This is a genomic window from Leptothoe sp. EHU-05/26/07-4 (assembly GCF_043421015.1).
In the GTDB taxonomy this organism is placed as follows: Bacteria; Cyanobacteriota; Cyanobacteriia; order Phormidesmidales; family Phormidesmidaceae; genus Leptothoe; species Leptothoe turfae.
In genome coordinates, this window is record NZ_JAXSQV010000006.1 from 144,727 (window position 1) to 165,668 (window position 20,942).

Annotated in this window: 19 protein-coding genes and 1 pseudogene; 9 read left to right on the plus strand and 11 right to left on the minus strand. The window is 47.0% G+C overall.

All coding sequences use genetic code 11. The annotated features are described in order from the left end of the window. Nucleotides 1-60: 60 nt before the first annotated feature. Entirely contained in the window at nucleotides 61-570 is a 510-nt protein-coding gene (apcB, locus tag U2F10_RS22635; RefSeq protein ID WP_499873351.1) for an allophycocyanin subunit beta, read from the minus strand. 921 nt (nucleotides 571-1,491) lie between these two features. Here apcB and glnA point away from each other — a divergent pair. The 3 genes from glnA (at nucleotide 1,492) to U2F10_RS22650 (ending at nucleotide 4,297) form a co-directional block, all read left to right on the plus strand. Further along, nucleotides 1,492-2,913, plus strand: a complete 1,422-nt coding sequence (gene glnA, locus U2F10_RS22640; protein WP_163659835.1) for a type I glutamate--ammonia ligase — start codon at nucleotides 1,492-1,494, stop codon at nucleotides 2,911-2,913. A gap of 254 nt (nucleotides 2,914-3,167) precedes the next feature. Next, entirely contained in the window at nucleotides 3,168-3,368 is a 201-nt protein-coding gene (gifA, locus tag U2F10_RS22645; protein WP_163659834.1) for a glutamine synthetase inactivation factor IF7A, read from the plus strand. Between the two features lie 230 nt (nucleotides 3,369-3,598). Continuing rightward, nucleotides 3,599-4,297 (plus strand): GDSL-type esterase/lipase family protein, encoded by a 699-nt coding sequence (locus tag U2F10_RS22650; protein WP_163659833.1) that lies wholly within the window; start codon nucleotides 3,599-3,601, stop codon nucleotides 4,295-4,297. Nucleotides 4,298-4,461: 164 nt separating this feature from the next. Here the strand turns inward: U2F10_RS22650 and U2F10_RS22655 are convergent, their stop codons facing one another. After that, a complete protein-coding gene (locus U2F10_RS22655; RefSeq protein ID WP_250564675.1) occupies nucleotides 4,462-5,808 on the minus strand; it encodes an LCP family protein in 1,347 nt (448 codons plus the stop codon). A 360-nt stretch (nucleotides 5,809-6,168) separates the two neighbouring features. Here U2F10_RS22655 and U2F10_RS22660 point away from each other — a divergent pair, with 360 nt between their 5' ends. After that, nucleotides 6,169-7,248, plus strand: a complete 1,080-nt coding sequence (locus U2F10_RS22660; protein ID WP_250565923.1) for a mannose-1-phosphate guanylyltransferase — start codon at nucleotides 6,169-6,171, stop codon at nucleotides 7,246-7,248. 186 nt (nucleotides 7,249-7,434) lie between these two features. Next, on the plus strand, nucleotides 7,435-8,118 hold the full coding sequence (locus tag U2F10_RS22665) for a DUF7847 domain-containing protein (protein WP_163659831.1): 684 nt from the start codon (nucleotides 7,435-7,437) through the stop codon (nucleotides 8,116-8,118). Nucleotides 8,119-8,205: 87 nt separating this feature from the next. On the opposite strand, the gene U2F10_RS22670 is transcribed toward U2F10_RS22665, so the two are convergent. Then, nucleotides 8,206-9,738 carry an anthranilate synthase component I family protein gene (locus U2F10_RS22670; protein ID WP_163701846.1) on the minus strand — a complete coding sequence of 511 codons (1,533 nt, stop codon included), beginning with the start codon at nucleotides 9,736-9,738 and terminating at the stop codon, nucleotides 8,206-8,208. A 250-nt stretch (nucleotides 9,739-9,988) separates the two neighbouring features. After that, nucleotides 9,989-10,417, minus strand: coding sequence for a photosystem I reaction center subunit II PsaD (locus U2F10_RS22675; protein ID WP_163665834.1), 429 nt, complete (start codon nucleotides 10,415-10,417; stop codon nucleotides 9,989-9,991). Nucleotides 10,418-10,782: 365 nt separating this feature from the next. Here U2F10_RS22675 and U2F10_RS22680 point away from each other — a divergent pair, with 365 nt between their 5' ends. After that, nucleotides 10,783-11,583 carry an ABC transporter permease gene (locus tag U2F10_RS22680; RefSeq protein ID WP_006516876.1) on the plus strand — a complete coding sequence of 267 codons (801 nt, stop codon included), beginning with the start codon at nucleotides 10,783-10,785 and terminating at the stop codon, nucleotides 11,581-11,583. On the opposite strand, the gene U2F10_RS22685 is transcribed toward U2F10_RS22680, so the two are convergent. The 5 genes from U2F10_RS22685 to ychF form a co-directional block, all read right to left on the minus strand. Further along, complete coding sequence (locus tag U2F10_RS22685; protein WP_163701848.1) at nucleotides 11,580-12,956, minus strand: Sll1247 family protein; 1,377 nt, start codon at nucleotides 12,954-12,956, stop codon at nucleotides 11,580-11,582. The genes U2F10_RS22680 and U2F10_RS22685 overlap by 4 nt on opposite strands. A gap of 474 nt (nucleotides 12,957-13,430) precedes the next feature. Further along, nucleotides 13,431-14,687, minus strand: coding sequence for a 4-hydroxy-3-methylbut-2-enyl diphosphate reductase (locus tag U2F10_RS22690; RefSeq protein WP_163701850.1), 1,257 nt, complete (start codon nucleotides 14,685-14,687; stop codon nucleotides 13,431-13,433). Nucleotides 14,688-14,878: 191 nt separating this feature from the next. Beyond that, complete coding sequence (locus U2F10_RS22695) at nucleotides 14,879-15,724, minus strand: GDSL-type esterase/lipase family protein (RefSeq protein ID WP_499873352.1); 846 nt, start codon at nucleotides 15,722-15,724, stop codon at nucleotides 14,879-14,881. A 123-nt stretch (nucleotides 15,725-15,847) separates the two neighbouring features. Then, a complete protein-coding gene (locus U2F10_RS22700; RefSeq protein ID WP_163665827.1) occupies nucleotides 15,848-16,321 on the minus strand; it encodes a VOC family protein in 474 nt (157 codons plus the stop codon). Between the two features lie 3 nt (nucleotides 16,322-16,324). After that, the gene (ychF, locus tag U2F10_RS22705; RefSeq protein WP_163701853.1) at nucleotides 16,325-17,416 is read right to left on the minus strand and encodes a redox-regulated ATPase YchF; all 1,092 of its coding nucleotides are present in this window, start codon (nucleotides 17,414-17,416) and stop codon (nucleotides 16,325-16,327) included. A 328-nt stretch (nucleotides 17,417-17,744) separates the two neighbouring features. Between ychF and U2F10_RS22710 the strand changes: the two genes are divergently transcribed. The 3 genes from U2F10_RS22710 to U2F10_RS22720 all read left to right on the plus strand — a co-directional run bounded on the left by U2F10_RS22710 (nucleotide 17,745) and on the right by U2F10_RS22720 (nucleotide 19,593). Then, nucleotides 17,745-18,356 carry a hypothetical protein gene (locus U2F10_RS22710; protein ID WP_163665823.1) on the plus strand — a complete coding sequence of 204 codons (612 nt, stop codon included), beginning with the start codon at nucleotides 17,745-17,747 and terminating at the stop codon, nucleotides 18,354-18,356. Nucleotides 18,357-18,441: 85 nt separating this feature from the next. Then, on the plus strand, nucleotides 18,442-19,047 hold the full coding sequence (locus U2F10_RS22715) for a thylakoid membrane photosystem I accumulation factor (protein WP_163665821.1): 606 nt from the start codon (nucleotides 18,442-18,444) through the stop codon (nucleotides 19,045-19,047). A gap of 51 nt (nucleotides 19,048-19,098) precedes the next feature. After that, on the plus strand, nucleotides 19,099-19,593 hold the full coding sequence (locus U2F10_RS22720; protein WP_163701857.1) for a TrmH family RNA methyltransferase: 495 nt from the start codon (nucleotides 19,099-19,101) through the stop codon (nucleotides 19,591-19,593). 113 nt (nucleotides 19,594-19,706) lie between these two features. Here the strand turns inward: U2F10_RS22720 and minE are convergent. Further along, nucleotides 19,707-19,979 (minus strand): annotated as a pseudogene (gene minE, locus U2F10_RS22725) (cell division topological specificity factor MinE); the annotation flags it as partial. Between the two features lie 66 nt (nucleotides 19,980-20,045). Further along, a complete protein-coding gene (minD, locus tag U2F10_RS22730; protein WP_036018754.1) occupies nucleotides 20,046-20,840 on the minus strand; it encodes a septum site-determining protein MinD in 795 nt (264 codons plus the stop codon). Between the last annotated feature and the right edge of the window lie 102 nt (nucleotides 20,841-20,942).

Consider the following 20,942-nt stretch of genomic DNA (forward strand, 5'->3'; position numbering starts at 1 on the left):
CGCAAAAAAAGAGGTACCCGAGTGAGCACCTCTTTTCAAAACTATTGATCTTAGGTGGAATTAAACGCTCACTTCACCCAACTCACGGCTTAAATGATCAAAGGGAGCATCCACAAATGAAGTGTCACCAATGCCCTGGGCCGTTAGTTGCTCCTTCAGGACATCTTTCATGATTTGAATGCCAATGACCGTTGGGCCAACGGGCACTTCCAAGGAGTTGTAAGTTTCACGCAGACCGTTGAGAACGCGCTCAGTGAGGACATCACAGTTGCCTGCTACCAGTGCATAGCTGCTGTAGCGCAGGTAATAGTCCAAGTCGCGTAAGCAAGCGGCATAGCGCCTGGTGGTGTAAGCATTGCCGCCGGGGCGAATCAATTCAGGTATCCGCTCAAACAGTTCAGCTCCTGTCGCCTTTACCAGACCAGATGCATTTGCACTGATATAAGCAGCGGCTTTAACCCGATCAGAGCCACTGTCAAAATAACTCTTTAGAGAATCGAGGGCGTCGCGATCGAGGTACCGACCTGTGATGTCGTAGGTGCTGATTAAACCCGTCACCGTATCCCGCATGAAACCTTTCTCCCAGTGCGATTAATGTGCGACTCAAAAACTAGAGCAAGAATTTGTAACCAAGCTTGGAGTGAAAGTCCTCATACAGACCATGGTATGACCCAAATATGAGAACAAGCGCAAGGGCTATCCAACCGCTTGTTAAGGTAGTTACAAGTGCCTTGCCGCTGCCATGTAAATCCTGAAACCCGTTCAGCGACAACGATTACCGACACTTGAGTACCAAAATTTAGTCTACCACGGTGGATTAAACCCCAGGCAATCGACTCAATGGAGAAGTGGATTGACCTGCGTATTTTTTACAATCCGCAATCTTTCGCAACATTGTATGGCATGCTTAGACACCATTTTAGGGGCATCTGAATAACTCTGATGTCAGTTCACCTCTCAAAAATGAGACGGAAACATCCCAATCTTCCATGGGTTTGCTTGAGAAAACTTGAATTTGTAACAAAAGATACAATTGCTCGGTATTACAGTTCTTAGGATTATCCATGCCTGGTTAAAGTAGGCACTAATGCATGCTTTAACCCAGTAGATCTGTTTATGGGTGTTACTAAACCTTTGGATCATAGCCAGGTTCAGAGGTTGTATGGGGATGAGTGAGCGTCTCTGGGTGACATAGTCGTATGGCCCGAGTGCAAATAATATGCTTGCCACTGTTAAGGGATATAGAAAACTTCTAACAGGCATACATTTTTCGTTACACTCATTTTTTAATGTTTTGGTCGTTACACAGGTTGGCCTGTCCGTGCTGCAAAGCGCCTACATTACCCTCAGATTTTCCTGGTGTTGCTGGCTTGGTTTGAGTCGAGCTTGGGGATATTACTAATCTCTGGATATTCTCAGCAAGGCATACCTCCGCTTAGCGACGATATTTGTGAAAACGGCTCTAGTTGAATGCATAGAAAGGAGTGATCCATGGCTCAAACCGCCGCAGAAGTTTTGCAGATGATCAATGATCAGGACATTCAGATGATTGATCTGAAGTTCATTGATTTGCCTGGTATCTGGCAACACCTTACGGTGCATCGTAGCCAGATTGATGAGAGTAGCTTTACCGACGGAGTGGCTTTTGACGGATCCAGTATCCGGGGGTGGAAGGCAATTAATGAGTCGGACATGTCTATGGTTCCAGATCCTGCAACAGCCTGGATCGACCCTTTTATGAAAGAGCCTACCCTCAGTCTTGTGTGTTCTATTAAAGAGCCTCGTACTGGTGAATGGTATGATCGTTGCCCCCGCGTTATCGCTCAGAAAGCTTTGGACTATCTGAATGCAACTGGTATTGGCGATACCGCATACTTTGGCCCTGAAGCAGAATTTTTCATCTTTGATGATGTGCGTTTCGATACCACATCTAACTCTAGCTACTATCACGTAGACACCGTTGAGGGCCGTTGGAATACTGGTCGCGAAGAGGAAGGTGGCAACCTGGGGTATAAGCCCAACTACAAGGGTGGTTATTTCCCCGTGTCTCCCACTGATACATCTCAAGATATGCGTACTGAGATGCTGTTAACCATGGCTGATTGTGGTGTGCCCATTGAGAAGCATCACCATGAAGTGGCCACTGGTGGGCAGTGCGAACTAGGTTTCCGTTTTGGTGAGATGATCCAAGCGGCTGACTGGTTGATGACCTATAAATATTGCATTAAGAACGTTGCCAAGAAGTACGGTAAGACCGTTACCTTTATGCCCAAGCCTCTCTTTGAGGACAATGGTTCTGGTATGCACACGCACCAGTCCATCTGGAAAGATGGACAGCCTTTGATGGCAGGCGATAAGTACGCTGGCTTGAGCGAACTCGCTACCTATTACATTGGCGGTATTCTTAAGCATGCCCCTGCACTACTGGCATTTACTAACCCCAGTACTAACTCTTACAAGCGCCTGGTTCCTGGTTTTGAGGCCCCTGTAAACTTGGTTTACTCAAACGGTAATCGTTCCGCTGCTGTTCGGATTCCGTTGTCTGGTGATAATCCTAAGGCTAAGCGTTTGGAGTTCCGCTGTCCTGACCCCACTGCGAATCCTTATCTTGCCTTTGCTGCAATGCTGTGTGCTGGTATTGATGGTATCAAGAACAAGATTGAGCCTCCTGAGCCTATCGATCAGGATATTTATGAGCTCAGCCCTGAGGAGTTGGCTAAGATTGCATCCACTCCTGCTTCCCTAAAAGAAGCCCTATCTGCCTTAGAGAGTGATCATGCTTTCTTGACTCAAGGTGGCGTGTTCACCGAGGACTTTATCCAAAACTGGATCTCTTACAAGTTGGATACTGAAGTAATTCCAATGGATATTCGTCCTCACCCCTATGAGTTAGCCCTCTACTATGATTGCTAATCCGTTTTGAATGACTTTTGATTAGCGATCGCTTTTGGTCTGACGCCAGTCCAGAGACTGGCGTTTTTTTATGGCAGTAGCCAATAGATTATTGAGTAAAACCAATCTTTATTTGAAATAAGATTAGCATTTGTTTAAAAATAAATTTAAAACCGTATCAATTGATACGGTTTTTTTGGCTATAATTAAAACTGAAAAGAGTCCATGGCACTACAACGGTGCCTTTGCTGTACTTTTGTAGGAGTTCAATAGATATGTCTATTCAAGAATCTGCTAGGCTGCGCATCGTTAGCAACCGCCATGCTGTTACTAATCGTCAACGTTCTTTACTGAGTCGTGCTGCCGTGGATGTTGGTATGCCAATGGATTCAATTGGTGGGGGCAGTCGCATTCAAGGTAAGCCTAGGTATGATGTGCAGCATACCTATGGTCGTAGTAATGCTGCTATGAGTTAAACGCTGAGCTAATTGCCATAAGACATCAGTGGGCGGGGGATGCGATCGCATCCCCCGCCCACTGATGTCTTATGGCATCACAGAAAACTATTAAACTTAGATCTAGGCGTAAAGATTTGAAACTAAGCGGTACAAAATGTTAATTTGCAGGGAGCTAGATGTATTGACTTAGTCTTTAGGGTTAGTGTCACAAGTTTTGTTATTCCGTTGCTTCTTCGGTTAAAAGGTTTATGGCTGCTCTTACTTCTCGTGCTGCCGAGTCCCGCAATGGTCAGGCTAAGTCCGCTCATCCTAAAAAAGTAGTTGTTATCGGCGATAGCCTGATTTACGGTTACGGTGATATCGAAGGTGGCGGTTGGGTTGAGCGCTTGCGTCGTCAATGGATGGATCCATCACAGCCAGGACCCATTATCTATAACCTGGGCGTGCGAGGCGATGGTGTACAGCGTGTAGCTAGACGGTTAGACGGGGAGTTTAAGCTGCGCGGTGAGCTGCGCCGTCGAGTGCCTGATATTTTGGTGCTCTCCGTAGGCTTAAATGATAGTGCACGCATAGGACGGTCTATAGGACGCCCTATCATGGATCGGGTTGCCTTTACTCAAGAACTTTACGGATTACTTGATCAAGCTACGCAGTTATGCCCCACATTTTTTGTGGGCATGGTTCCTGTGAATGAGGCTGCGATGCCCTATGCAGATATCCTTCACTTTTCAAATAGTGACCAAATCCATTACAACCAAATCACTCGTCATGCTTGCGCAGCACGACAGATTCCCTATCTAGACCTTTTTCAACGGTGGCAATCCCAGGGACAAGCTTGGTGTAACGAACGCCTGTGTGAAGATGGCTTGCATCCTAACGTATTGGGATATCGTACGCTTGTGCAGGAAATTTCAGTATGGGAGCCATTGATGCAAGCCTTAGTCTAAGATTTGAGGCTTAACCTGGCATCACTGAGCTGGTGTTGCTGCTAAAAGTACCCAAAGCCAGGCAAGCACAGTTGCTAATACAAGTGTGGTGAGCATTGTGTGAAGAACGGTGCTTGAAAATACTGTTCTGGAAGACTTATGGGTAACCATGGGCAGTGCTCATATCACTGAATCAGCTGCTCTGTCCAGTCATCGCCAACGCGGATGGTGATATCGGAGTCTAGATCACCTGTGGAGTCAGCAACGACTTTACCAGCTCCCAGGACGGCCTCTAAAAAGCCAGCACCGTCAATGTCACCCCGTTGGGCAATCACCGTTGTTTGATGCTGGAAATCAGGCCAATCTGCAATCAGGTAAACATTTCGGAAGCCTTCATTGCGTAGATGATCGGCCACGGCTTGACCCATATATGGCTCCCTTGATGCATTTTGAACAGCGATGCGGAGGCGACTAATAGAACGGCGAGGTGTATCGGTAGCTAGAAGGGCATCGGGTTCTGCATCGAAGAACTTCTGCATGACCTCATTCGTATTATTGGTGTCAGCAATCCAATAGCTTGCCCTATATTCAGTTGGGCTGCTAAAGCGACCTGGCAGCATCACCATGTTGAGATTTTCTCGGTCAAGCTGTAGTCCAAAACCTGCTAACGCCAGAATTTCTTCGGTAGATAGATTTGTATCGATATGGCTTTGCAGAATGCGAACAATTTGTGGCAATTGGGTAATGACCTTGGGATTGATCATGCGATCGCGCAAAGCCTTTAGCAAAATTTGCTGCCGTTGTACCCGCCCAATATCCCCCAAGTTATCCTGACGAAATCGAGCAAATTGTTCAGCCTCATCGCCATTAAGGGTTTGCCAACCAGGTTCTAAATCAATTACTAGCCCTTGAGTTTTATCCTCATATTGCATTCGTTTGGGGACAAAGACTTCGACGCCACCGATTAAATCGACAATTTCACGAAAGGCAGCCGTGCTGACCCTGACATAGCGGTCAATCTCAACCTCGTTGAAGTTATAGCTGACGGTTTGAGCAGCGAGTTCTGCTCCACCTTCCACATTGGCTTGATTAATTTTGTCAATGCCATAGCCTGGAATTTCCACACGGGTGTCCCGTGGAATTGACATGACATTAATGGTTTCTGCCTCTGGGTTGATCCGGGCAAGTAGCATTGTGTCAGTACGACCCACCAAGTCAGTGGGTACTGCTCCATCAATATCAGTAGCCTCGTCGAGTCCCATTATTAGGAGCGTCACTGGACGGGATACCTGATAGCGGAAACCTGATTGCCATAGATCGCTCAATGGCGGTGTGGCCGTTTCTTCTCCCAAACCCTTAGGTAGAGGCACAGTCAATATAAAAGCTGCCCCAGCCGCTGCAGATACCACTGCTGTTGTTCCAAAAATGCCAGTCCAGGCAAAAACTCTGAGGGCGTTACCTAGAAATGAACGATGCTGAGGTATATCGGATGAAGTCGTGGAGTCGGACTGAGACGATGGAGAGGGAGACATAGGGTATTTATTAGAATGCCCGGACAGGCGGGGGATGCCTAGCAAAGAATGAATGGTGATCCCTAGAAACAAACTACGCACTCTTCAATCGAGAGTCAGAACGCGATTGGACGTGATTTGCGGATTATCATCCAAACAGCATGTTTGTTTATGGATTTCTCAGGTGTAGAAACAGTTGTGTTTGCTGGTGTGTCTATGGGGATGGGGCTATGGACGTTTGATGTGTTCCACATATTAGTGAGAAGTTAACCAATATTAAGCTGTTTCTATGCTTCGCGTTTTGGGGAATCGCTAATATTGTTCAGAATTCTATAAGGACACACCATTTTAACGCCGTAATTTAACTTTATTAAGTAAACAATGACACAACCTATGAACCCAACTCCAAAGTTAGTGCCAATTATTTTAGCTGGCGGTAAAGGTGAGCGTTTTTGGCCGGTTAGTCGTCTGAAGAACCCCAAACAGTTTTTATGTTTAGACGGTAGTGGTCGCAGTTTGATGCAGTCTACGGCGGATCGTTTATTGCCTTTGTCCGGTGGCTGGGATGCAATTTGGGTGATTACAGCGTCTCATTTGGCGGATGGTGTCAAACAGCAGCTGCCTGAACTGCCTGAGGACAATATTTTGGTGGAACCCCAAGGCCGTGATACAGCACCGGCTGTGGCCTGGGCAACTTTGGAAGTGGCTAAGCGCCATGGGGAGGATGCGATCGCATGTTTTTTCCCGGCCGATCACTACATCACTGACGAACCCAAGTTTCGTGCCACAATTCGTGCCGCAGCTGACTTGGCTCTGAGCCAGCAAGCCATTGCCACACTAGGGATTCAGCCCACGTTCCCATCCACGGGATACGGCTATATTGAGCAGGGCGATGATGCGGGTCAATATGGTGAGTTAGCCGCTTACCGTGTGAGTCGCTTTACAGAAAAGCCTGAGCGTAGCGTAGCCGAAGAGTTTCTGGCGAGTGGGCGCTACAGCTGGAACAGCGGCATGTTCATTTTTCCGGCAGGGGTAATGATTAACGAGCTCAAGACCTATTCGCCTGAGCTCATGGGACCGCTGATGTCTAAAGGTGTCGATGCCTATGCTGAACTGGAGAAGCTCAGCATTGACTACGCAGTAATGGAAAAAACCCAGAAAGCCTATGTAATGCCTGCCAACTTTGGTTGGGATGACCTGGGGGACTGGAATGCCATCGAGCGTCTGATGAAGGGGGATGCTGAAAATGTGGACATGTGTCAGCACCAGGCCCACGATACCAATGGCTGCATTGTTTACTCTTCTTCGGAAGACGAAGTAGTGGTCACCATTGGTTTAGAGGATGTAGTGATTGTGCGTGATGGTAAAGCCACCCTCATTGTTAAAAAAGACCGCACCCAAGACATCAAAAAAGCGGTGAAAGCCCTTGGACAAGAGCAGAAATTCCATCATTTCCTTTAAGGCATAGGTCATAGCCAGCCAGGCTAACTCATTAGCTTAACTTATATAGCTACAGATGCTTTATAAAGCTCCATCCGTTTTGGTTGGAGCTTTATTGCATTTTAAGAAGCGATAGTCAGTGAAAAAGGTTGAAAGCATTAACCTTAAACCATTCAGAGAGTTCATTGCTAGCTATTAAGAGGTTTTATGACAGCCACAAATCTCAAACCTGTAGAAATTCTTCGGGATACGTTTCAGCGGGTAGGCCCTGTGTTTGTGCCAGTTTTGCTGCTGGCGTTGCCTGGTGTACTCATTTCTGTTCTGGTTCGGAATGTGATGCTTCAAGGCATGCTCAATGTAATATATGCAATTTTGGTTGCGCCTATTTTAGGTGGAGCCATGATTATTCTGGTTAATCGCTGTTTAACAGGCCAGACAACGGATCTGAGTGAAGCGGTGGCCATGGCCTGGAGAAAGGCTAGCAATCTAATTCTGACGTCACTGCTATTAGTCGTAATTTTAATCCCAGCGTTTTTATTGCTGATTGTTCCAGGCATTTTCCTCTCTGTACGACTATTTTCGACCCAATACGCTGTTGTCTTGGAAAATAAGTCGCCAACTGAGGCGTTATCAGCCAGCTGGGAGCTAACTCAAGGAAAATGGTGGAAAATCTTCTGGGCTGTTTTTGTGATTACGCTTGCCTTGGTGATTCCACTGTTTATTGTTAGCGCTATTGTGGGTGCCGCCTTGCCCTGGGGTGCCACCATTGTGTCCAATTTGCTGGGGCTGGTGATCACGCCTCCCATCGTTATGGCATTGCTCATGGTCTATAAAGTGCTTAAAGGTGAAGCGGCTTTAGACGCTGATGGTGCGAATCCCGCGAGTGCTTGATCACTCTGATTAATTGATTAATATTGCTTCAGGTAAAGTTGGATCCTGAAACTATTTTTCTAGGCTGTGGAGTACGACACCCACAGCCTATTTTTTTAAGCATCTGACAGCTTCGAGCATGCCCCGTGCTTTGTTCAGGGTTTCCTGATATTCATTTTCAGGCACCGAATCGGCAACCAGTCCTGCTCCTGCCTGAACGCTAATCCGATGTGTGCCATCCTCCTTGCTTTCGACCACCATAGTTCGGATAGTGATCGCGCTGTTGAGCTGACCTTCAAAGTCGTAGTAGCCATAGACCCCAGAATAGGGGCCGCGACGACAGGGCTCCAGGTCATTCATAATCTGCATGGCGCGAATTTTGGGCGCACCACTGACTGTACCTGCTGGAAAACAGGCTTTGAGTAAGTCCCACGCGGTTTTGCCAGGTGCCAGTTCGCCGATGACGTTGCTGACGATGTGCATGACATGGGAGTAACGCTCAATGATCATCAGCTCATCAACGCTGACGGTGCCGCTGGTACATACGCGCCCCAAATCATTACGGCCTAGATCCACCAGCATCACGTGCTCGGCAAGTTCTTTGGGGTCAGCCAATAGATCCTCAGCATAGGCATTATCTTCAGCAATTGTTTTGCCGCGAGGACGGGTACCGGCAATAGGTCGGAGAATGGCGGTCAGGGTATCGTCATCGCCTTCGCGGGTGGCTTTGACCATAACCTCAGGGCTGGAGCCAATAATCTGCCAGCCTTGGAAGTTGAAATAGGCCATATAGGGCGATGGATTGACCAGTCGCAATGAGCGATATAGGTCAAACGGATTACCACTGTAGTCAGTTGTCAGACGCTGGGAGATGACCAACTGGAAAATATCGCCCGCTTTGATGTGGGCTTTGGCCGTTTCTACACTTTGGCAAAATTCGTCTTTGCTACGGTTACTGGTATAGGCCAGCTCAGCTGCTTGATTACTGCCAGGAGGGGTCCAGGCAAGGCGACTGTCTTGGCTCGCTAAGGGCAGGTTGAGTTTATTGACGAGGTTGCTTATGCGATCGCAACTCTCCCCATAAGCCTGCTCCAGCCCAATCTCAGGGTCACGTAAATCTGCATAGCTAACAGCCCAAATTTTTCGCTTAACCTGGTCAAAAATCAAGAGGCTATCCACCTGCATCCATAGACCATCAGGCAGGTCACCCTGACTAAACGGGTGAATCGTAACCGTCGGCTCAATCCACTTGATCAGCTCATAACCCCAAAAGCCAAATAACCCACCAATACCAGGGGGTAAGGCGGGCAATTTCACCGGTTGATAGGGAGCAAGACAGTCCGTCAAAATATCAAAGGGATTGCCGGTAAACACTTGCTCAGTACCGTCGCGAAATCGCTGAGTGGTCGTTTCGCCTTTGGCTTCAAGAGTCCATAGTGGATCACACCCCAATAGACTATAGCGGCCAATATTTTCACCCCCCTCGACAGACTCCAGTAAAAAACTGTAGGGCTGCCCTGCGCATACCTTGCACCAGGCTGACACTGGCGTATCCAGATCGGCAACCCACTCCTGGTATACCGGGACAAAGTTACCCTGTTTTGCAAGCGTCTTAAATGTGTCGAGGTCTGGATAAATCATGGAGTATTGGAAGGTAGGCGTAAACGCATATGCAAGTTCAACCTTAAGTTGTTTTGCAGAAAACTACAGCTCTAGATGTGGATAACGTTGTTCAGCCTGTCTTATGGGGTTGAACCTTGGGTAAGCGGCAAAATTAATCAGAGGATAGTCGGCCATTAGACCATTAAAAAGAGGCAGCCCATAGACTGCCTCTTAAAGCCGTAACGGTTATTCTTCTAAACCAATGCAATAGGTGCAGTAGCTAAAATCCTTAAACCTCGTAGGGTTCCTTACCGCTAAACTTAATAGTCGCTGGGTTAGGATTACTCCCAATGTTGCGATCAATCTTGCCGCTGTAACCACGACCTTCGTTAACCTTCTCAGGAGGAACACCATCTGCCGGGTGCAAATAGGTAGTCTCACCAGTAGGTAAAACGCGATAAATTTTATAATCAGTAATTCTGGGCTTAAATTTGGTCTTGAGTTGACGGCTGAGAGCTAAGCACTGCTCTTTGCGAGCTAGATAAAGCATATTCTCGCCTGTGTTCATGATAGCTACACCACCAGTGGGCATCTCAAAGGGCTGTTCCTTTTTGCTGCTCCAGGTGATAACGTACTTTTCTTCCCGCTCAGCAGCGGAAAGTAGGCCACCAGTACTGCCACCAAAGATCGGAGTTTTGCCAGTAATTTCTTCAGACATGGAAATATTATCTCTCAACCTTATCGCTCACAAATTTATCACTGTAAATGACGTTGTTTACATTCTTTGTGAGGAAGCGTAATAGTTCTTCAGAGTTTAAATGTGGCTGTCTAAATCTGCTACATCCCATGACGATTAAAGGATTTCTAGCTTCACTGTTTTCTTCCCAGGAAAACACCATATCTAGTGGTAGTAACAAAGAACAATCATCAAATATGGTGAATTATTTATTTGGTGGAAAAAATTTATAGAATTTCTTGAGTAAGGTCAATAAGGTCAATATAGATACGTAATGAATATATGGGGAAAATGGCACCGTAACCATTGATAATAAAGACACATTTAAGATTTCGGATTTATAAGCTGTGAAAATATTCCGAGCTCGCACACTACAGACCCTGTTTGCAGACAGTTGGACCATTTTTTGGGGGGACTGGTTGGATTTGCGGGTGCGGATTCCCCAAGTGGCGGCATCAGGGTTGGTGTCTCCCCTTATCTATATTTTGGCGTTTGGGTTGGGGTTGGGGAGTTCTCTCGACCAAGCTGCCCGCCCCCCCGTAGGGGATAGCTATTTAGAATTTATTCTGCCTGGTATGGTGGCGCTATCATCCATGGTGATTAGCTTTGGTGGAACCACGTTCTCGATTTGTGGTGAGCGACTGTTTACGAAAAATTTTGAGGAAATGCTGCTGTTTCCCATTCATCCTCTAGCGATGCATTTGGGAAAGATGTTGGCAGGGATAGTACGTGGTTTGTTAACGGCTGGCTCAGTGATTTTGGTGGCCATCCTGTTTACCCGTGATGTATGGAGTTTCTTGCACCCACTGTTTTTATTGCTGCTAGTGCTGAATTGTGCGGTGTTTGCTGGTTTAGGGGTAATTGTTGGCTTAAATGTTAAGTCCTTGGAGAGCGTTGGACTCTTTAACAATTTTTTGATTGTACCGATGTCATTTCTGGGGGCGACATTTTTTGACCCATCTACGCTGCCCGCTGTGCTAAAGGGCATTGTTTATCTGCTGCCCCTCACCTATACAACCATTGGCTTACGGGCTGTAGCGTATCAACCCCTGAATGAGTTTCCTTGGTACTCGATTCCTGTGTTGTTGATAGTTGCGATCGCACTTTCCATGAATGGGGCCTATCAGTTTGCCCGCCAGCAAGACTAACTTGCGATCGCGTCCTGCATGGTGGGAGGCATAGTTGCGATTTCTAGTGGAGTTTGGGCTACCAAGTGTTGTTGTAAGGTCTCGTCCTCCATGATGCGCTGTTCAAGCTCTGCTGCAACTTGGTTAAAGTTCAGATGCTGATCTCGCAGTTGTGAAAAAATCCGATAGGTACTGAGGGGCGGCACAGTCGCATCGTCTGTGGAGATCTGCACTAAGTTGTAAAGAGTGCCGCTTGCATAGACTGCAAACGTAATGCGAAATACCTCAAAAAAGTTGATGACCCAGCGACAGTCTTCTTCTGAATAGGTTTCGTAATATCGAATTAAGCTAGCAATACGAAGCTCTAGATGAGATTGTACATTGGGACAAAATAGGGCAATTTTGAGCAATAAAATGACTAGCACCAGTGGGTTTCCTTGGGCTAGGAACATACTAAAGAATTTGGACGGTTGTACCCCATCTTCACAGGTAAGAATGTCAATGACTCGTTTGCAGGTACGTAAAATCAGAGCTTCTGTTAATAACTCCGAGTTATTGTGCCTGTAAATTGTCAAAACAGAGTCGGGTAATTTGTCTTTGAGGGCGCGAGTAATGGGGGTATTGGGGAGTGCATAGGCTAGATAGTGCAATAACGCCCGTTTAAATTCCCAGTAAGTCAGCTGCTGGCATTGTTTACGCAACAAATTTGCCAGGTTCTCATAGCCAAAACGACCTGGCTGCAACAGCAGCATCTTGATCAAATTAATGGCAGCTTCGCCTAATACCGTTGGGTTATCGATTGTTGTGGGCGGAGACTCCATCTGGGATTTGGCTGTATACATTGCCAGATCAAAGCGAAACTTTGACTTCAGCTGTGACGATAAGTGACGAGCGGCTTCGCGTTGTTCTAATGGGTTCTCTAGATTTAGATACTGAGGAGCCAATAAATAGGATGTATATCGATTGCTCCAATGTTCATGCTGTTCGTAGCGGGCTGCAAACAGTTTCAGATCATGAAAGTCTTGACTGGTAATAAAGTTCCGCATCCAAATGCGCAGTCGCTTGAGGATTAGCGAAAACCCAGGACGCATTAAAACTTGGTCATCAAACATCTTGATCAGAGCGCGGATGGCGTCTGGTTGGCGTTGAATGCCCCAGTTGTTAATTAGGATGTAGCAAACCCGTTTGAGGGTAAATAGAAACTGCTGTTCGCTGTTCGCAATGACTATAGAATATAGGGCGACAGGAAGCTCTGATTCAGTGGATGATTCTGTGTAATCCACAAAAAGACGACGAAATGTGGCCAAAACAACGTCAACAGGTTCCGTTTGGACACTGTAGAGAAAGAAATCGTATAAGACGTGTTGGGCGTTCTGGATATCTGTACGAACCATAGTCACCAGGAACTCAATCAGGAACTTACATATTGTCAGCTAAGTCTACCTAAAAGAATTAATGATTTTCGGATGTAATGGCACCCGTGTGCCTACTGAAGCACTGCCAAGGGTATTGAAAAGTATAAATCGAGACATAAGAGTGGGCTGGGATGTCTGCGTATGAATCATGAAATTGCTCTTTAAAAAGCATGGACTGCCCCCCAGAGGCTGCCGATAGGTTTTAATGTCGAAGCATTAAATTGAACGGGTAAGCAACAATAAGACCCATATCTGCCCCTCAATGAGAAAATGGGAATAATCTGGTATACCCATCTTTCCATTTTAGGGAAAATCACTGGTGTGACGCCACTTAGAACGCCTAGCTTTGATTTGCTCCCTTTCGGTGTCCCTGTTGCTTGCACCAGGAGTACGATTGGAACTCATAGGTAACCTATTACTCAAAGGGTTAGCTTATTCACCGCAGCTAATCCCTTAGACGGATGGTTGTGCAACGACAGGAGCTGGTTGCTCTGCTTTGAGTTGAAATATGCGTTGAATGACCTGTGCCACTGACTTATCAGGGGTTGATGCACCTGAGGTAATGCCGATCACAATTTTGCCAGTGGGCAACCAATCTTTAGAAACGGTTGGGGTTTGATGGAGTGGCTGATGCTCGATCTGGTTGCCAGGCCCTAAGCGCTGGGGACCATCGATGTGATACGACGGAATGTCACGCTCAATGGCAATTTCTTGTAGATGGGTCGTATTCGATGAATTGAAACCACCAATCACCACCATCAGATCCATGTCCATATCGACTAACTCAAACATGGCGTCTTGCCGTTCTTGAGTGGCGTCACAGATGGTGTTAAAGCTGGAAAAATGCTCATTAATGGCTTGAGGGCCATACTTTTTCAGCATGGTGCGTTCTAGCAGTTTGCCAATTTGTTCGGTTTCTCCTTTGAGCATGGTGGTTTGATTGGCAACGCCCACAGCGCCTAAATCTTGGTCAGGATCGAAACCTTGTGAATAGGCATTGGCAAATTTATCCAGAAACTCGGTGCGTTTGCGCAGCCTTTCCTCTGGAGAATTGCCGCTGTTAAGAATGTAGTTAGCAACGTACTGTGCTTCGTCCAGGTTGAGAACCACCAGGTATGTATTTGCGAAGGATTTGGTGGCTACGGTCTCTTCATGCTGGTACTTGCCATGGATTATGGAGGTAAATGCTTGTTTTTTATGCTTCTCTACGGACGTCCAGACCTTAGATACCCAGGGACAAGTGGTATCGACAATGGTGCAGTTAAGCTCGTTGAGGAGCTTCATTTCGTCAACACTGGCTCCAAAGGCGGGCAAAATTACCACATCACCCTGCTCAACGCCTGAAAAATCTTTTGTGCCGTCGATGACCTGGATAAACTGAACGTTCATTTCCTGGAGACGTTCATTGACACCGGGATTATGGATGATCTCGTTAGTAATCCAAATACGCTGGTTTGGAAAATGCTGGCGAGCTTCATAGGCCATGGCAATGGAGCGTTCTACGCCCCAGCAAAAACCAAAATCTTTAGCAAGCTTAATCGTTACATCGCCTTGAGTGTAGGTATAACCCTGGTTGCGGATAGTTTGAATGAGGTCGCTTTGGTATTCGTCATCCATTTGAACCGCAATTTGCTCTTTTTCTCCAAAGCCTTGATTGCGGTAGTAGTTATCGGATTTGTTGAGACTACGGCGAAATGCTCTGGTATCCATTGGTTTTACAAAGATGCAGCGAATGTACCTAGTCTACCGAAAAGGGGAATAGGGAGTGGGGACTAGAGAATAGGGAGTGGGGACTAGAGAGTAGAGATAAATTTCAATGCTTGAGTGGCCAAAGCTTTTAATACCCTTCAAAGTTTATGTTGGGGTCTCAAACTGGGGTCTTTGCCCATTCCCTTTCTCACCTATGGCAATTCCAGTTGACTATAAAGTGAGATCGCAGCACGCCACACCAAATACCCTTCTCGGTTCAGGTGTAGGCCATCGGTCGTTAAATCCGGTCTCAGTTTGCCCTCACCGTTGGAGAAAATCGGATACAGTTCCAGATAGTAAGCATCGTAATCATCTGCGATGTTTTCTAAGGACTGATTCATGGCTCGAATCCGTTCGTTGGGCAGTTCGAGTAACAGATGACGGCTTTCCCAGGTGGCGGTTTCTGCGCCATGGGGCAATATGGACTGAACGACCACTTGGGTATCAGGATGATTGGTGGCCAGATAGTCCATGATGTCGCGATAGTTGTTCAGGACATCTTGATCGCTTTGGCCCCAGATCAGATCATTAATACCAATCATCAAAAAGATGGTGTCGACATTGGCAACATCAAGCAGGTGTAGACGTGACAGTAGGGTGTAGGTTTTTTCGCCGGAAATCCCCTGATTCATCCATATCCGACGCCCAGGCAACAATTCTGCTGGAAACCACAAACTCAGCGAGTCACCTAGCAAAATAGTCAGGTGATCTGGGTTTTTATCAGCCATGGTCTCAATTTCTTGCCCCAACAGGCTGACCCACTGTTGGTAACTCAGACGCCGTCGATTCGGTTGAGTCTCTAGTGCTGCTGGTTCAATGGCAGATGTCGGATCAGTGGCATAGGCGGCATTCGCCTGCGGCAGGACTGTTGGGTCACCGCCGCCAGATTTGTCCTGCCAAATGACTAGCAGCGCAATAAATAATACCCCGTTCATCATCAGTGAGAGGGCGGCCCAATAAGGGATTGTCAACGGAGATTTCAGAAACCGATTTGCCACAACAGTATTCGAGCCAACGTATAAGGCGTTGGACAGATTCTAATCGGATCTGCCATGGATGGACAGCCTTTGGGAATAGATTTTTTCTGATAAATTCGTGGGATCGTCGCCAGGGCAGTAGACCTAAGTTTCAGAGATCCGTTGCACTTCGTAAAGGACTAGTAAATGGCCATCAAAGTCACAAACGGCCTGTTCTGTAAATTTGAGGTCGGGAGGGGTGTTAAAGGAACTCGCTTTAATGGGTGTTAAACCCAAGGACTGGATCTGGGGCAAGGCGGCAGCCAAGGAGGGAATGCGAATGACGGTAGCGCCACGGTGAGGCACAGGAGCTGGTGGCAAACAGCTGCCTTTAACCTCCGTGAGTGCCAAGGCGCGGGGCTCTTCCTCTGTGCTCAGGGCTGCGAACCGCAGCTGTGCGGTTGCTGGCAGCTGAAATGCTGAGTATAGATAGGAATCAGCATCCGCCTTGCCTACATAGTCGAGTTGGAAGCCCAAACAGTCACGATATAGTCTGAGGGACTGTTCCAAATCTGCCACTAATAGGCATGGGCGCTTGAGATGCAATCTTGATGGCACAGTCTTCTCCGCATTCACCATGGCCTAAACATTAAATCTAAAGAGCATGACATCCCCTTCTTGCACCACGTAGTCCTTACCTTCACTGCGCAATAGGCCTTTCTCTTTGGCAGCGTTCATAGAGCCGTGTTCTACCAGGTCCTTGTAAGCAATCGTTTCAGCCCGAATAAAGCCCCGTTCGAAATCGCTGTGGATAACACCTGCTGCTTGAGGGGCAGACATGCCTGCGTTGATCGTCCAAGCACGGGACTCTTGGGGGCCAGTGGTGAAATATGTGCGTAACCCGAGCAAATCGTAGGTGGCTCGAATGAGGGATTTGAGTCCCCCTTCTTCCACTCCAAGTGCTTCTAGAAAGTCGATGCGTTCATCTTCTGGCAGCTCTAGGAGCTCTGCTTCGACTTGAGCGGAGATGGTGACTACCTGTGCATTTTCTTTTGCTGCCAGGGTTTTAATTTGCTCAACCCAGTCATTGCCCTCGGCAAGTTCATCTTCTGATACGTTCGCCCCATAGATAATGGGTTTGCGGGTTAAAAAACCTAAGGACTTAATGAGTAGTTCTTCGTCGTCTTCTAGCTCCACAAGGCGTGCTGATTTCCCTTCGGCTAGCACAGGCTGAATTTTTTCAAGCACAGCCAGTTCCGCTTGGGCTTCTGGATCTCTCCGTGCTTGTTTACGAACGCGCTCCATGCGGCGTTCAATTTGCTCTAGGTCAGCCAGGGCCAGTTCCAAGTTAATAATTTCGGCATCGCGCAGCGGGTCAATTGAGCCATCAACGTGAATAATGTCGTCATTTTCAAAACAACGCACTACATGGACAATGGCGTCTACTTCACGGATGTTAGCCAAAAACTGGTTGCCGAGGCCTTCACCTTTACTTGCGCCTTTGACAAGGCCAGCAATGTCTACAAATTCTATGCGTGCTGGAATCGTGTTTTCTGATTTGGAAATTTCGGTCAAGACAGCTAAACGAGCATCGGGCACTGCCACCACGCCAACATTGGGTTCAATGGTGCAGAACGGGAAGTTCGCTGCTTGGGCTTTTGCGTTTTCAACTAGTGCGTTGAAAAGGGTTGATTTACCTACATTGGGGAGCCCGACGATTCCAGCTCTAAGCATGGTCTCTAATTTTTATGAAGAAATTTCCATAGTCCAGCATAGGTCAAAGCGATAACCTTGGGGTTTGGGAAACTGTAATTCACGGATGCTCTGAATTAATCACTGTGGTTTTTGGTGTTAGAAACTCAAGATTTTAGCCAGATGTGGTCTATGCTTTGGCTAATGGGTATCTAGCACGTTAAGTCAAGATATTCCTAGTAAGTGTCTTGATGCTTGGCCTTCATTTTGTTTCTCCTGTTGTGAGCATGGAGATAGTTATAAGCCTCTGTTCTAATGATGGGACGAACGCTGTAAAATGCCAAAAATGCTGCGAAACTGGTGTAAATCAATGGTTTTTAGATTTGATCTTCAGGGACGTCAGGGTAGAGTGAAATCATTTTCAGCACTCGTGCTTTCAACATGTTTATTGCTCGGTCTCACCAGCTGTAACCGCGTGGGTGAGCGCACTAAAGATGTCATCAATGCGATTTCGATGCAAAACTTGTCCAATGGTCAGACGCTATTGAAAAACGAAGAGAGTGATGTGCAGCTAACGCTTCCTGCGGGATGGGTTGATGTCCAGACGTTGCGTCCTGATGCTGACTTATATGTTGCCCACGAAGATCGGACGATGTATGTCATGGTCTTGGCCGATCCTAAAAAGTCTGAATTGGATGGGTTTCCCTTGGGTAATCATGCCCTCCAGTATCTAAGTTTTTTTGATAGAGGGTTGAGCCAGAAACAGCCTGATAAAGCGACAAATGTTACCTCGCTGAATGGCCTTAATGCTGTGCAGTATGAAATCCAAGGGAATGTGGACAATCAAGCTGTGACGTACTTACACACAACAGTTGAGGGGGAAAACAGCTATTTTCAGGTGGTTGGTTGGACAACTGCGCAAGCGTACTCTGAAGCCAAGGGTGAATTGCTGACTGTAATTGAAAGTTTTCGAGGTAGTTAGTGGTGTTCTTCCTATAGCTGCTGTGGGAGATAGTGTCCGTTCTGTGGCGTAATGGTAATAGTGTAGGCATTAAAACCAGGATGTTATGGGCAGTTTTGTGATTAGACAGTTGAGAGCAGTTGTCAATCATTCTTTAATAAAGCGTTGGGTGGTGTTTGGTATTGCGATCGCAACTTTCCTCATCCCCACCTTGTGCAATCCTGGTCACGCTTGGGCGAGCCTCACTGACGATAGATATGACGGCAATATTTTTGCCCTCTATGCGGGAAATGGAGCCATTGTGCCCCCCCGTGTCAACTTGGCGCAGTCCCTCAAGCAAGAAAAGCCAACGCTGCTGTTTTTCTATGTCGATGACAGCAGCGACTGCAAAGAATATTCGTTTGTCATTTCACAGCTACAGGCTCCCTATGGCAGGGTCGCTAATTTTGTACCTGTGATGGCTGATGCTGTGCCGTTAAAAGATTCATTTTCGCCTAATGAGTCAGGGTATTACTTCAAAGGTTCAGTTCCTCAAACTCTGGTGCTAGATGGTAGTGGTAAAGTGCGCTTTGACCAGACTGGTGCCGTTACCTATGAAGAGGTCGATGATGTTTTTAGGGAGGTGTTTGATCTGATGCCTCGTGAAGAATCTAAAGAGCTACGCCGCCGTGTTGTCAATGAATTAAACGTGGAGCTTGTGCCAGGGGATTAGGCATTCGTCCCTAACTATGCCCCTAACTATGGGGTTTAGTGGAGAGTGCCCATGACCCACAAGCATAAGGGGCATGTACCTAAATCAGTTCTGGACTTGGTTGTATGTGCATCACTGATCGAGAACACTACGAATCAGGCTGCCTTGTGTCGTACCTGTGAAGTGTTAGGGGTGAACCGGCTGATTCTGCCTGCCCCTGATGTTTCCTGGGAGTTTCGTAAAATTTCGGCATCTGCACAGCGTTGGCAACCATTAGAGTATTGTCCACCAGAACAGCTGGACCAATGGTTAGCTCAGCAGAATGGCTATGTCCGTGTTGCTCTGACGGTAGGCGGTTCAGTCCAAACGTTGACAGACTACATGTTTCCGGCAAAAACCTTGTTAATATTGGGCCGTGAATTAACGGGCATTCCAGCTGATATTGCTGCTATGTGTGATGTGACTCTAACCATCCCCCAATATGGACGAGTGGAATCATTAAATGTGCAGACGGCGGGTGCGATCGCAATCTACGAATACAATCGTCAATGGCGATCATCCAATTAATCCAAGGGAATGTCAGCCGTTTCTGAGGCCTCCTCAACCACCTGATCTAGATCAATGGCAGTATCTTCGAGTTCAAGATTAGGCTCCTTGGTTGCCTCTACCGGACTATCGGGCTCTAGTGGATTAGGCCGTATGCGTCGGATTGGTAAATTGGCCATCAATGCCGTTACCCGCTGGTCTGACTCTAGAGAGAATTCCAGACCATCAAAATCGATCTCTACATAACGCGAAACGACCTCTAAGATTTCTTTGCGCAGCTTTTCTAAGTTTTGGGGTGAGATGTCAGATCTGTCATGGGCCAAAACAAGCCGAAGGCGCTGTTTAGCCGTGTCACGGCTAACCGGTTCAGGGGTTCCAAAGAGTCTTTCTAGGAATTCACTAATCATGATCGTTTCCGATGAGGCGGATGGCAAAATCAACGGTCGCTGTCCATCAACCGTTTGAATAAAAAACTAGTTAAATAACTGACGTAATTTTTTTAAAAAGCTATCCTTTGGCACACTCAGATCCATGAGTGGGACTTTTTCTCCTTGTAGACGACGAGCAATGTTGGAAACAGCAGTACCTGCTTGAGAAAGATCCTTACTTAGGATGAGGGGTTCCCCATTATTAGTTGAGACTACCACCTGCTCATCATCGGGAATGACCCCTAGCAGTGGCACTGCCAAAATATCTTGCACATCCTTCACCGACATCATTTGCTCAGCTTCCACCATGGACGGCTTTAGTCGATTGATAATCAGTCGCATTGCCTTAACGTCATTGGCTTCTAAAAGACCAATTACCCGGTCAGCATCACGGACGGCAGAGATTTCAGGCGTGGTGACAATAATGGCTTCGCGGGCTGCTGCGATCGCATTGCGAAAACCCATCTCAATTCCAGCAGGGCTATCGATTAATACAAAGTTGTAGGCCTTGGTCAGGGCTCTGACCAGTTTTTTCATCTGCTCTGGGGTAATGGATTCCTTAGAGCGATTCTGAGCAGCAGGTAGCAGGGCTAAATTCGGCTGACGTTTATCTTTGACCAGTGCCTGATCGAGGCGGCATTCACCAGCCAGTACGTCTAGGGCTGTATAAACGATGCGATTTTCTAGGCCCAGCAGTAGATCTAGGTTACGTAACCCAAAGTCAGCATCAATTACTACGACGCGTTTACCTGACTTGGCTAGGGCCATTCCCAGGTTGGCCGTGCAGGTGGTTTTCCCAACGCCTCCCTTACCGGAGGTAATGACAATAATGCGGTTCATAGCCATGAATTAAATGGGCGATTGAGGACGGTGTGCGCGAAGGGTAGGGCTCAAGTAGGGCAATAATCGCACGTTGTGGCAAATTTTATGGGAAATTCTCCA